Source organism: Flavobacterium sp. ACN6, assembly GCF_002304005.1.
Classification (GTDB): Bacteria; Bacteroidota; Bacteroidia; order Flavobacteriales; family Flavobacteriaceae; genus Flavobacterium.
The window spans coordinates 1-14,393 of sequence record NZ_MRCQ01000011.1 but is presented as its reverse complement, the minus strand read 5'-3'; the positions used below and the strand labels follow the sequence as shown (position 1 = coordinate 14,393).

General features: G+C 35.1%; 8 protein-coding genes and 1 pseudogene. All 9 read left to right on the top strand.

Going from position 1 to position 14,393, the window contains the following annotated elements:
• Positions 1-7 precede the first annotated feature (7 nt).
• Positions 8-1,690, top strand: coding sequence for a RagB/SusD family nutrient uptake outer membrane protein (locus tag BSF42_RS16315; protein WP_095954160.1), 1,683 nt, complete (start codon positions 8-10; stop codon positions 1,688-1,690).
• Between the two features lie 92 nt (positions 1,691-1,782).
• Positions 1,783-2,721 (top strand): alpha/beta hydrolase, encoded by a 939-nt coding sequence (locus BSF42_RS16310; RefSeq protein WP_095954159.1) that lies wholly within the window; start codon positions 1,783-1,785, stop codon positions 2,719-2,721.
• Positions 2,722-2,751: 30 nt separating this feature from the next.
• Positions 2,752-3,972 (top strand): glycoside hydrolase family 105 protein, encoded by a 1,221-nt coding sequence (locus tag BSF42_RS16305; RefSeq protein WP_095954158.1) that lies wholly within the window; start codon positions 2,752-2,754, stop codon positions 3,970-3,972.
• A 22-nt stretch (positions 3,973-3,994) separates the two neighbouring features.
• Positions 3,995-5,218: a glycoside hydrolase family 105 protein gene (locus BSF42_RS16300; protein ID WP_095954157.1), complete on the top strand. Its 1,224-nt coding sequence runs from the start codon at positions 3,995-3,997 to the stop codon at positions 5,216-5,218.
• A gap of 1,119 nt (positions 5,219-6,337) precedes the next feature.
• Positions 6,338-7,927, top strand: a complete 1,590-nt coding sequence (locus BSF42_RS16295) for a glycoside hydrolase 43 family protein (RefSeq protein WP_095954156.1) — start codon at positions 6,338-6,340, stop codon at positions 7,925-7,927.
• A gap of 224 nt (positions 7,928-8,151) precedes the next feature.
• On the top strand, positions 8,152-10,152 hold the full coding sequence (pelA, locus tag BSF42_RS16290; protein WP_095954155.1) for a pectate lyase: 2,001 nt from the start codon (positions 8,152-8,154) through the stop codon (positions 10,150-10,152).
• 20 nt (positions 10,153-10,172) lie between these two features.
• On the top strand, positions 10,173-11,528 hold the full coding sequence (locus BSF42_RS16285; protein WP_095954154.1) for a glycoside hydrolase family 28 protein: 1,356 nt from the start codon (positions 10,173-10,175) through the stop codon (positions 11,526-11,528).
• Between the two features lie 366 nt (positions 11,529-11,894).
• On the top strand, positions 11,895-12,638 hold the full coding sequence (locus BSF42_RS16280) for a rhamnogalacturonan acetylesterase (RefSeq protein WP_172426709.1): 744 nt from the start codon (positions 11,895-11,897) through the stop codon (positions 12,636-12,638).
• Between the two features lie 457 nt (positions 12,639-13,095).
• Positions 13,096-14,393, top strand: a pseudogene (locus BSF42_RS16275) (hypothetical protein); the annotation flags it as partial.

Genomic DNA, 14,393 nt, shown 5'->3' with positions numbered 1-14,393 from the left:
ATATAAAATGAAAAAATTTATAGTAATGTTAGGAATAATTGCTGCTTCTGTAAGTTCATGCAGTGATTATATTGAAGAAGACAGCCGTTCTTACGTGCCCGCTGATGAGACATACAAAACCGCATCAGGATTTCAGTTATTGGTTAATTCTAATTATGCGTGGTTAAAAGGAATCTATGGTACTAGCAATAGTCCATGGTTATTTTGCGCCGGTACAGATATGTATGCAGAAGGAAGATCTCCAGAACCAGCAGGTTTAAGCCAGTATACGCTTTTAATTCCGTCGTCAGATTATGTTGGCGAATTGTATAATTCATGTTATCAGCAGATTCAGGCTGTGAACAAAACAGTATATTATTCTACAATAACAGAGCAGACTGCAAATGTAAGTACACTTGTTGGAGAAGCTCGTTATTTAAGAGCCAATGCATACTTTTTGTTAGTTCAAACTTATGGAGGAGTTCCAATTGTTTTAGACAATTTCACAACGCCGGTTTTATCTTTCACCAGAAATTCGGCAGAAGAAGTCTACAAACAAATTATAACAGATTTAGAAGCGTCGTTAGCGGCTGTTGGAACTGGATCTTATGCAGCAAACGGAAAAGTAAATAAAAGAGCCGTACAAGATTTATTAGCAAAGGTACATTTAACAAGAGGTTACGAATCATTCGCTGCTCCAGATGATTTTACAAAAGCAGCTGCTTATGCAGATTTAGCAATTGCAGGGCAAGCTCTGAATGTTGCTTTTGACCAATTATTTAAACCTGGAAATGATTTGAACGCAGAGACTATTTTTTCTGTTCAGTATGATAAAGCTTCTACAAGCACAGATCCTACAAAACTTGGAAATAGTCAATTTTATTATTTCAGTTCTTATTTAGGAGGCGCAGAAAGCGGCGCTCCGTTAAGAAGCTACAATTTATGTCCAACAGGTTATGCATTAGGTTTATATGAAAAAGGAGATAAAAGATGGGAAGCTACTTTTATGACCGAAATTGTTGAAGGCGAAGAAACGCAGTCAAACGGAACTAAAAAATTAATCTTGTATTATCCGTATTACAGAAGTACAAATCCGAGCAGTTTAAAAGTGAGACACTTCTATGAGCCAAAATGGTTTACTGCAGCAGACAGAGAAGCTTGGAATACAGCAAATGCTTCTAGAAAAGCATCAACTTTTGTGTATCATCCTTGGGGAGAATATTCTGCAGAACATACTTTGATCAAAAACTTAGATTGTTATACGATCCCAGTTAAAAAGTTTGATGATCCAGAATTAACAACACCATCAAGTACTGGTCCGGTAAGTACAAGAGATATTATTCTTTCTAGACTGGGAGAAACTTATTTAGTGGCAGCTGAAGCTTATCTTAAAGCTGGAAATCCAGGAACAGGTTTAGATCGTTTAAACGAAGTTAGAAGAAGAGCCGGAGTAGCAAATGCAACTTTAGCACAATTTAATATCGATTACATATTAGACGAACGAGGCAGAGAATTACTTGGTGAATACCACCGCTGGTTCGACTTAAAGCGTACAGGAACACTTGTAGCAAGAGCTTCGGCTTATAATTATAAAATTAAAGAAGCAAATTTTGTTGGTATAGATGGCAAGCTTAAAATCTTAAGACCTATTCCACAAACGGTTTTAGATTTAAACCAAAATAAAGATTTTCCTCAAAATCCTGGTTATTAGTAATTTGATAGTTTTTTGAGTTTTTTGAAGCGGTTAAAAAGGAGTTTAACGAATGTTGAACTCCTTTCTTAACTGAAAAGTTAAAGAGTAAAATGAAAAAAAATAGATTAATTGTAGTATTGTTCTTTTATGTTATTGCGGCGCATTGCCAGCAGTATAAGGTAGATACGTCTTATACCATTAAAACTACGTACGAAAAATTAATTAAGAAATATCCCTTTATAACAATTCCAGAAATTAAATCAAACGCAGACGTTCAAGAAAAGTTTGATCTGGTTTACCATCAGGAAAAAGAAAGAATTTTGCATTTCGATGCATTTATTAATACAAAAAAGAAAAAGAATCCAGCCGTAATTATGATTCACGGCGGCGGATGGAGATCTGGAAACAAAGGGCAGATGCAGTTTTTAGGAAAAGAAATTGCAGCAAAAGGTTATTCTTGTTTTGCTATTGAATACAGATTATCATTAGAAGCAAAATATCCTACAGGGATTGTTGATGTCAAAAATGCAATCAAATTTATAAAAGACAATGCGGTTAAATTAAATGTAGATCCAAACAAAATTGCTGTTTTAGGCTGTTCTTCGGGAGGGCAAATGGCAGCTTTGATTGGTACAACAAATAATAATCCGTTGTTTGAAGATCCATTATTTAAAAGTAAATCTTCTTCAAATGTAAATGCGATAATTGATGTCGACGGGGTTTTAGCATTCAAGCATCCAGAATCATCAGAGGGAGATATGGCTGCGTTTTGGTTAGGCGGGAAATCAGATGAAATTCCAGAAAACTGGAAGAATGCTTCTGCTTTAACCCATACCGATAAAAATACACCGCCAACTTTGTACATCTGCAGCAGTATTCCAAGATTCCATGCAGGACGCGACGATATGATTAAAATTTTGGATGAGAACAAAATCTATAATGAGGTACATACAATTTCAGATTCACCTCATTCATTTTGGTTTTACGAGCCTTGGTTTGGACAAACGATTTCGTACACAGTGCGATTTTTAGATAAAATTTTTAAGTAATTTAGAATAAAAATGAAACCAATATAACCTATGCGTATATCTCTTTCTAAAAAGATTAATCTTAAAACCGTAATTATTTTACTGCTTGTTTTCGGCGGAAAAAGTATTGCTCAGAATCAAAACGATTCAGAAAAAGCTGTAATTCCATACGAATTAAAATGGTCGGAAAGAACAGCACTTACCATTTTAAATAAATATCCGCAGGCTTGGCAGCTGGACGGAAATGATAAACCGAAATGGGATTATAAAATGGGATTTGTATTGTCTGGTTTTGAAAAATTATATCAAAAAACCAACGATAAAAAATACCTGAATTATATAAAAGATTATGTCGATGGAATGATTGACAGCACCGGAAATATTAAAAAATACGATATCAAACAATACAATATCGATTATTTAAATCCAGGAAAACTGCTGTTCAATTTGTATGATATTACAAAAGATTCACGCTATTTCCAGATCATAGGAAAATTGAGAAATCAGCTGGAAAGTCAGCCTAGAACGCCGAGCGGTGGCTTTTGGCACAAACAGATTTATCCCAATCAAATGTGGATTGACGGTTTGTATATGGCAGAACCTTTTTACACACAATTTACTGTGAAGTACGAAAAAGGAAAAAGCTTAGACGATATTGCCAAGCAGTTTGAATTGGTTCAAAATCATTTTGTAGACAAAAAAACAGGTTTAGTTTATCAGGCTTGGGACGAAAGAAAAGAAATTGGCTGGGCAGATAAACAAACGGGCACTTCGCCAACTATTTGGGGACGCGGCATTGGCTGGTACATGGTGGCGCTGGTGGAAACTTTAGATTATTTTCCGAAATCACATCCAAAATATAAAGTTTTGGTGGGGTATTTGAATCAGATTTCTAAAAATGTAAATCAGTACAAAAGTGAATCTGGATTGTGGTATCAAGTAGCAGATAAATCAGAAATATATGGGAATTATGTTGAGCCATCTGCTTCGGGAATGATTATTTATGCTTTTGCAAAAGGAGCTAATAAAGGCTATTTAGCAGGAAGTTATAAATCGGCAGCCAAAAAATCTTTTGACAGTTTTGTAAAAGAATTTGTAAAAGTAGATAAAAAAGGAGAAGTAAATATTTTGAATGTTTCGTCGAATGTTGGTTTAGGAGGAAAACCTTTTCGCGACGGAACCAACCAATATTACCTTATGGCAAAACCAAAAGAAAATGGTGCAATAGGCATTGGAGCATTTTTATTGGCTGCAATAGAATTAGAAAAATAAAAGAATTTAAATATATTTTGAAATGAAAAACACTAGAAAGCACAGTTATTTGATGTCAGTTTTGATGATCTGCGTTATGACCATTACAAGTTGTAAAGTAACCTCTCAAGAGCCGGCAAAAAAAGATATTGTAATTGCAAAGAACGCGAAGTGGTCTGATAAAATGGCTTTAACCTTGATGAAACGCCATACAGAAGGATATATGCTGGATGATGCTAAAAAACCAAAATGGGATTATGTACACGCTCTAGTTCTTCATTCTATTGAAGAATTATACAAAAAAAATCCAGATCCAAGATATAAAGCCTACGTAAGAGGTTATGTAGACGAGTTGGTTCAGGCTGATGGAAGTATTAAAACATACGAATTCGACAAATTCAATATCGATTTAGTGCTGCCGGGACGTTTGCTTTTTGATGTATATGCCCAATCAAAAGAAGATAAATACTTAAAAGCAATGCAGTTAATCCGTAAGCAAATTGCAGAACAGCCAAGAACGGCAAGCGGCGGATTCTGGCACAAACAAATTTATCCAAATCAAATGTGGTTAGACGGTTTGTATATGGGAGAACCATTTTACGCGCAGTATACAATGACATTTGAAAACGGAAAAAGCTTTGATGATATCGCAAAACAATTTGAGTTGATTCAGCTTCACGCTACAGATCCAAAAACAGGATTATTGTACCACGGATGGGACGAAAGCAAACAAATGCCTTGGGCAGATAAAGAAACAGGAAATTCTCCAAACTTTTGGTCTAGATCTTTAGGATGGTACGCAATGGCTTTGGTTGATGTTTTAGATTATATGCCGAAAGATCATCCAAAACAAAAAGAATTGGTAAAATATTTAAACAATGTATCTGAGGCTTTACTTAAATTTCAAGATAAATCGGGCTTGTGGTATCAGGTTACAGACAAAGTTGATGGAAAAGGAAATTACTTAGAAGCTTCAGGTTCGGCTATGTTTGCTTATTCTTTTGCGAAAGGAGCGAACAAAGGATATTTACCAGCTAAATTTAAAAAAGCGGCCAACAAAGCTTTTGACGGATTAACGAAAGTTTTAATCAAAAAAGTAGACGAAGACGGCGGCATTACCCTGACAAACTGCTGTCAGGTTGCTGGTTTAGGCGGCAATCCATATCGTGATGGTTCTTATGAATATTATGTAAACGAAAGAAAAAAAGACAACGATCCTAAAGCGACTGGGCCTTTTATTTTGGCTGCTTTGGAGTTGAATAGATAATTTTTAATGGTTAATTGTTAATTGTGAATGGTTAATGGTTAATTGTGAATGGTTAATTGTGAATGGTTGATTGTCAATTGTTAATGGTTAATGGTTAATTGTTAATTGTGAATGGTTAATTGTGAATGGTTGATTGTCAATTGTTAATGGTTAATGGTTAATTGTTAATGGTTGGTTGTTGAAGGTTGATTGTTAATGATTGATTGTTAATGGTTGGTTGTTGAAGGTTAATTATTAATTGTTTAAATTGAATGTTGCACTTGTCTTCCTGAGCGAAGTCGAAGGATGCTAACCTAATTTACTCGCTATAGAAACCCGACAGGTTTTAAAAACCTGTCGGGTTTAACGAAACGAAAAACGAGACGAAAATTATTTTTCGGAAGTGAGAAAAAACTAAAATGTGTTAGGTTTTAAAAAGAAATTTACTCGCTATAGAAACCCGACAGGTTTTTAAAAACCTGTCGGGTTTAACGAAACGAAAAACGATACACGAAAATTATTTTTCGGAAGTGAGAAAAAACTAAAATGTGTTAGGTTTTAAAAAGAAATTTACTCGCTATAGAAACCCGACAGGTTTTTAAAAACCTGTCGGGTTTAACGAAACGAAGAACGAGACGAAAATTATTTTCGGAAGTGAGAAAAAACTAAAATGTGTTAGGTTTTAAAAAGAAATTTACTCGCTATACAAACCCGACAGGTTTTAAAAACCTGTCGGGTTTAACGAAACGAAGAACGAGACGAAAATTATTTTTCGGAAGTGAGAAAAAACTAAAAAGTGTTAGGTCTTAAAAAGAAATTTACTCGCTGTACAAACCCGACAGGTTTTAAAAACCTGTCGGGTTTAACGAAACGAAGAACGAGACGAAAATTATTTTTCGGAAGTGAGAAAAAACTAAAAAGTGTTAGGTTTTAAAAAGAAATTTACTCGCTATAGAAACCCGACAGGTTTTAAAAACCTGTCGGGTTTAACGAAACGAAAAACGAGACACGAAAATTATTTTTCGGAAGTGAGAAAAAACTAAAAAGTGTTAGGTCTTAAATAGAGAAATCACTCGCTATACAAACCCGACAGGTTTTATAAACCTGTCGGGTTTAATTAAATAAGAAATTGTTATTAAAATGAAAAATATAAAAATTATTCTTTTTCTTCTTTCCATTTTTTCTTTTGAGAAGAATACTGCGCAAGTCTGGGTGTCTGATAATGGAGATGGAACGTATACAAATCCTATTATTCATGCCGATTATTCAGATCCGGATGTTGTTCGCGCAGGCGATGATTATTATATGACAGCTTCCTCTTTTAATTGTATTCCGGGATTACCTATTTTACATTCTAAAGATTTAATAAACTGGAAAATTATTGGCCACGCACTTGTGAAACAGCCGCCGTTTGAAACGTACAATAAAGTACAACACGGAAATGGAGTTTGGGCGCCGAGCATTAATTATCATAACAACGAATTTTATATTTATTACCCAGATCCAGATTTCGGAATTTATATGATCAAAGCCAAAAAAGCAGAAGGACCGTGGTCTGAACCACTTTTGGTAAAAGCAGGAGTTGGTTTAATAGATCCGAGTCCGCTTTGGGATACAGATGGTAAAGCGTATTTGGTTCATGCTTTTGCAGGAAGTCGTGCTCAGATTAAGAGTTTATTAGTCGTTTGTACTATGAATTCAGAAGGTACTGTGGTGAATAATGACGAAGTAATGGTAATTGACGGACATGATGGAGAAGGAACAATCGAGGGACCGAAATTTTACAAGCGTAATAATTATTACTACATTTTTGCGCCAGCGGGGGGAGTACCAACGGGATGGCAGACCATTTTGCGATCTAAAAACGTTTTTGGGCCTTATGAAAAGAAAAAGGTTTTAGAACAAGGATCAACTGCTGTCAACGGGCCGCACCAAGGTTCGTGGGTACAGACGCAGACAGGCGAAGATTGGTTTTTCCATTTTCAGGACAAAGGAGCATACGGAAGAATTGTGCATTTACAGCCCATGAAGTGGGAAAATGACTGGCCGGTTATGGGGCAGGATTTTGATAAAAACGGAATTGGCGAACCTGTTACAACTTATAAAAAACCAAATGTTGGAAAAAAATATCCAATAGAAACTCCCGCAGAATCAGATGAATTTAATTTACCAAAATTAGGTTTACAATGGCAGTGGCAGGCAAACAAACAAATCAACTTTGGTTTTCCAACAAGTTTGGGTTATCTCAATTTGTTTTGCAATACGACTACTAAAAATATTTTTAATGCTCCAAATTTACTGCTTCAAAAATTCCCAGCAGAAGAATTTACAGCAACAACAAAACTTACTTTTAATCCCAGATTAAACGGGGAATCAACTGGTCTCATTATTATGGGATTGGATTATAGTTACTTGTGTTTTAAAAATGATAACGGAAAATTGTATCTCAATCAGAAAACGGGAACTTTTGATAAAGCCATTTCAGAAACAGAAACGAAACCGATAGTAATTGAAAATAATACGATTTATTTAAGAGTACAAATTAAAAAAGGAGGAATCTGCAGTTTCTTCTACAGTTTAGACGATAAAAAGTACCAAGCGATAGGAAAAGATTTTACAGCAAAGGAAGGAAGATGGATTGGAGCAAAAGTTGGACTTTTTGCTTTAGGGGAAGAAGTGAAAAACGATTCTGGAAATGCAGCTTTTGATTGGTTTAGAATAACAAAATAAAAGAGCAGAAAAACGACTTTTATTGATTTTTTGAAAAAAAAGGCTTTCATAAATCGCGTGTATTAAATGAATTTTAAAAAATAATAGTTAGATACATTTTCAATAGAGAAAGTGATTAAAAACATATTATAAATGATTTTTCTTACAAATTATGTTTTTGAATTTTTGAATACACGGTTTTAGACAAGTTTTAAATTATACCTTACGAATTAAAACACATTATAATGATTCGATTAAAAAATACAGCTTTAGTTTTTTTGTTCTTTCTAAGTATCGGACTTACAGCTCAAAACACTTATAAAAGCTGGTCTGAAATTATTCGAAAGAGTGATGCCTCTTGGTTTGCTTCGGCGGAAGCCAAAAGAATTGCCGAAAATGTTTTGTTGTACCAAAGAGATATTGGAGGGTGGCCAAAAAATATTCAGATGCAGCAACAGCTGACCGAAACGCAAAAGAAAGATTTAACGGCGCTTAAAAAAACAGCTGTAGAAACCACTACAGACAATGGAGCAACTTGTCAGGAAATGCTTTTTATGTCAAAAATGTATGCTCAGGTAAAAGACGAGCGCTATAAAGACTCTTTTTTAAAAGGATTAAATTATTTACTTGAAGCACAATATGCAAACGGCGGCTGGCCTCAGTTTTATCCCTTAAAAAAAGGATATTACACGCATATAACGTACAATGACGATTCGATGGTTAATATTCTAAATGTAATAAAAGCCGTGGCAGATGAAACGGATTATTACAGCATTAAACCTTCAAAAGAAATAGTTGAAAAATCTAAAAAAGCATTTGATAAAGGAATTGACTGTATTTTAAAAACACAATACAAACAAAATGGCGTTTTAACAGCCTGGTGCGCGCAGCATGACGAAGTTACACTCGCACCGGCAAATGCAAGAGCTTTTGAACTGGCTTCTTTAAGCGGTTATGAATCTGCCAAAATTGTATTGCTTTTAATGTCACTAGAAAAGCCTTCACCAGAAATTGTTACTGCTGTAAAGAGTGCTGTGGCTTGGTTTGAAAAAACAAAAATTACCAATTTAGAAGAAAAAAGAGTGCTGAATGATGCTGGGAAAATTATAGATAAAAAGATGATTCCTGCCACAAATGCAGCACCACTTTGGGCTAGATTTATGGATTTGGAAACCAACGAACCATTCTTTTGCGATCGTGACGGAATTAAGAAAAAATCATTGGATCAAATTGGTTCAGAAAGACGAAACGGCTATTCTTGGTATACTGAAGCACCAAAAGAAGTTTTAAAAAAATTTCCAGACTGGGCATTAAAAAACGGTACAAAAGCAGGTGCCGCAGAAAAGAAAAATGTGACTTTAATTACGGTTGCACAAGACGGATCTGGAGACTTTACCAAAATTCAGGATGCCGTTTATGCTTGTCCGGCGTTTCCGTATGAGAAAATTACCATAATGGTAAAAAACGGAACCTACAACGAAAAAGTCCGAATTCCAGAATGGAACACCAATGTTATTTTGAAAGGCGAAAGCAAAGAAAATACCATCATTACTTTTGATGATAACTTCTCCAAAATTGCTTTAGGACGAAACAGCACCTTTTATACCTACACACTTTTGGTAGAAGGAGATGATTTTGCAGCATCTAACCTAACGATTAAAAATACTTCAGGCGAACGCGGGCAGGCAATTGCGTTATCCGTTGTGGCAAATCGCGCTAAATTTTCAAATTGTAATCTTTTAGGAAATCAGGACACTTTGTACCTTTCTGGAAAAGACGCCAAACAGTATTTTAAAGACTGCTATATCGAAGGAACAACCGATTTTATTTTTGGAAGTGCAACAGCGTTGTTTGAAAATTGTACTATTCACAGCATTAAAAGTTCGTATATCACTGCCGCTTCAACACCAGAAGGAACTCCTTTTGGGTTTGTTTTTAAAAACTGTAAACTCACTGCAAACCCTGAAGCAAAAGATGTTTATCTGGGCAGACCTTGGCGTATTTATGCTAAAACAGTTTACATTAATTGCGAAATGGGCAGCCAGATTAAAGCTGAAGGCTGGGAAAATTGGTCAAAACCAGAAGCAGAAAAAAACGCTTTTTATGCAGAGTATAATTGTACAGGTGCTGGTTTTCAACCTACAAAAAGAGTAAGCTGGTCCCATCAGCTCTCTAAGAAAGAAGCGGGAAAATATACAATAGAAAATATTCTTAAGGATAAGACAGCAAATTGGTATTCAAATTAAATCGGTAAAAAACAGTATTCATGAAATTAAAATATATCTTTTTTTTATTGCTTTCGTGGGCATCATTTTCACAGAACAATAATTTCCCTTCTAGCAGAGTAGATTCGATTGTAAAAAGAATTCAGCTGCCGGTAATTCCTGCATATCAAATAAATGTAACAAAACTGGGTGCCAAAGGCGACTCTGTTACCGATAACAAAAAGGTTTTTGATAAAGCGATGGCATTGTGCAAAAAAAATAACGGCGGAACCATTATCGTACCCAGTGGAATTTATAAAATTAATGGACCAATTCACTTTGTCAGCAATGTCAATTTGAAAATAGAAAAAGGCGCAAAAATTAAATTCAGCGACAATCCAAAAGACTATCTGCCTTTGGTTTTAACAAGCTGGGAAGGAACAATGCTCTACAATTACAGTCCGTTAATTTATGCCAGTAACTGCACCAATATTGCCCTTACCGGAGAAGGAACAATCGATGGTGAAGGCGGTAAAATATGGAAAACATTTAAGGCAAAAGAAGGCGAAGGTAAAAATCGAAGCCGCGAAATGAATCATAACAATACTCCAATTGCAGAAAGAAAATTTGGAGAAGGTTATTTCTTAAGACCGCAGATGATCCAGTTTTTAAATTGCAAAAATGTTTTAGTAGAAAATGTTCGAATTGAAAACTCGCCATTTTGGTGTCTGCATCTTTTAAAATCTCAAAGTATTACAGTGCGAGGAATCAGTTACAAATCCTTAAATCATAACAATGACGGAATTGACCCTGAATATGCAAAAGATGTTTTAATAGAAAATGTAACCTTTAATAATGGCGATGATAACGTTGCCATAAAAGCAGGAAGAGATCACGAAGGAAGAGCAAACACAGCAACTCCGAGCGAAAATATAGTAATTAGAAATTGCAATTTCAAAGGACTTCACGGTGTAGTAATAGGCAGTGAAATGTCTGCAGGAGTTCAGAATGTTTTTGTTGAAAATTGTAAAACAGCGGGTTATTTAAAAAGAGGAATTTATTTAAAAACCAATGCCGATAGAGGAGGGTATATCAAAAATATATTTGTAAACAATATTCAATTAGACGAAGTAGAAGACTGTATTTACATTACCGCAAATTATCACGGAGAAGGCAAAGGCTTTCAATCGGATATATCAAATGTATATTTTTCGAATATTACCTGCAGCAAAGCATCAGAATCTGGAATTGTAATTCAGGGATTCCCAGATAAAAAAATCAGGAACATAACTTTAAAAAATATCGAAATCAAATCGGCAAAAAACGCATTATCCAACGAAAATGCAGAAAACGTTTTAATGACAGATGTATTTATAGGTCAGAGAGCTACAGTGCCTTCTGCGGTTTCGAAAAAATAGGTTTTTTTGGAGGTGTAGAGGTGCAGAGGGGCAAAGGTTCAAAGTGCAGAGGTTCAAAGTGCAGAGGTGCAGAGGGACAAAGGTTCAGAGGGACAAAGGTTTAAAGGTTCAGATTGTACTGTAGAGACGCACAGCAGTGCGTCTCCGCAAAGAGAATCCACAAAGATTTGTTCCTGTAGACACGCATACAGCACAATTACCAATTACCAATTATCATTTAACAATTATCATTTAACAATTAACAATTAACAATTACCAATTATCATTTAACAATTACCAATTACCAATTAACAATTACAATTATCAATTATCAATTAACAATTAACAATTAACAATTAACAATTACCAATTATCAATCAACCAGAAATGAAAAAATATATTCTTCTAACGTTTCTAATCTCCTACATTTGTTTCGCACAAAAGACGACCTTATACACCATAGGCGATTCTACCATGGCGAATAAAAAAGATCCGGAACGTAATCCAGAACATGGGTGGGCGCAGGTATTGCAGCCTTTTTTTAAAGATAATATTGTGGTGGTAAACAAAGCCGTAAATGGCAGAAGCACCAAAAGTTTTATCAACGAAAAGCGCTGGGATTCGATTTACAATAAACTAAAAAAAGGAGATTACGTATTTATCGAATTCGGACATAACGATGAAAAAATAGAAGACTCTACACGATATACAAATCCGCATACCGCTTATAGGTATAATTTGATCCGATTTGTAAAAGAAAGCAGGGCAAAAGGCGCAGTTCCCGTTTTATTGACTTCAATTGCCAGACGTAACTTTAACGAAAAAGGAGTTTTAGTTCCTACACATGGCGATTATCCTTTAGAAACCAGATTAGTCGCGCAAGAATATAAAGTCCCATTTATCGACTTAGAATATTATACAGAACTTTTGGAGCAGTCGTACGGACCAGAAAAATCGAAAGAGCTGCATTTGCATTTTAAAGCAGGTGAAAATGCTTTTTACGATAAAGAAAAAGCAGATGATACCCATTTATCACTATTGGGAGCCAAAAGCATTGCTCAAATAGTTATCGAGCAGTTAAAAACTTCCAATGATACAGCTTTGGAAAACATTAAAAAAGGAATTAAATAAGCCGTGCAGATTTAAATGTCCTAATATGCAATTTATTAAACTTTTAAAGGTAATTGGCAGTTTAAATCAGTACGAAGTTTGCAGTAATAATTACCAGTGTAGTATTTAGTTGTTTTTGGAATTCTTAATATTTATGGTTTTTAATATTTTGATTATTATAGAAAAGTGAGGATCTACGTCCTCACTTTTTTTATGCAACTCCTTTTTTTAGTTTTTAAAAGCGCTGATTATCTTAGTGTTATATTTTTTGTACACTTAAAATTATACCCTAAAATATAAGTTTTAAAACTTCTACTGGCATAAAAAAAATCAATTACAAGAGAACTTTGCAGCATCAAACAGAATGTTGGTTGAATTGTTTTTTTGATTCTTAATGAGTTGTGTTTCATGGCTCATCTACAAATTAAAAAACATTTTGTTGTAAAATAATTTAAAAGTAATTGATAATTAAATTGTTATGAAAAATAAATTACTTCCTTTACTATTTGTGCTAGGTAGTTATTCTGCCTATTCGCAAGTTGTAATAGGAAAAAAAGAGATGAACGCTTCTGCTCAATTAGAGGTTTACTCCAAAGACAGAAATCAGGGAATTTTGATCCCGCAGGTGCAGTTGACAGGAACCACAGACCGAACAACCATTACAAATGGAAATGTAAACAGTCTGCTGGTTTTTAATACGCATCCTACCGCAGATGTTACACCAGGTTACTACTACTGGTATATTAATAAATGGTGGCGAATTGCACTTTCTGGCGAAGCTGGAGACGGTAAACAAATTTCGGGTACCGTTATTAATCCCGCAGGTAATCTTATTATAAACTACACCGATGGTTCAAATACTGACGCTGGAAAAGTAAAAGGTGATCAAGGACCTCAGGGACTGCCTGGAAAAGGAATTGCATTTTCGACTATTGATGCGGCAGGTAATCTTGTTATTACTTATACAGACGGAACGACTTCTAGTTTAGGGAAAATAAAAGGACTTGACGGAAAAGATGGAGCGGACGGAAAAGGAATTGCTTCTTCAATTGTTGACGGATCAGGAAATCTTATTATTACTTATACAGACGGAACAACTTCTAGTTTAGGAAAAATAAAAGGGCTGGATGGAAAAGACGGAATAGACGGAAAAGACGGAAAAGGAATTACGTATACAATTATTAATGCAGCAGGAAATCTGATTGTTACCTATACCGACGGAACGACTTCTGATTTAGGAAAAGTAAAAGGGCTAGACGGAAAAGATGGAGCAGACGGAAAAGGAATTGCTTCTTCAACTGTTGATGCATCAGGAAATCTTGTAATTACCTATACCGACGGAACGACTTCTGATTTAGGAAAAATAAAAGGGCTAGACGGAAAAGATGGAGCAGACGGAAAAGGAATTGCTTCTACAACTGTTGATGCATCAGGAAATCTGATTGTTACCTATACAGACGGAACGACTTCTGATTTAGGAAAAATAAAAGGTATTGACGGAAAAGATGGAGCAGACGGAAAAGGAATTGCTTCTACAACTGTTGATGCATCAGGAAATCTGATTGTTACCTATACAGACGGAACGACTTCTGATTTAGGAAAAATAAAAGGGATAGACGGAAAAGATGGAGCAGACGGAAAAGGAATTGCTTCTTCAACTGTTGATGCATCAGGAAATCTTGTAATTACCTATACCGACGGAACGACTTCTGATTTAGGAAAAATAAAAGGGCTAGACGGAAAAGATGGAGCAGACGGAAAAGGAATTGCTTCTAC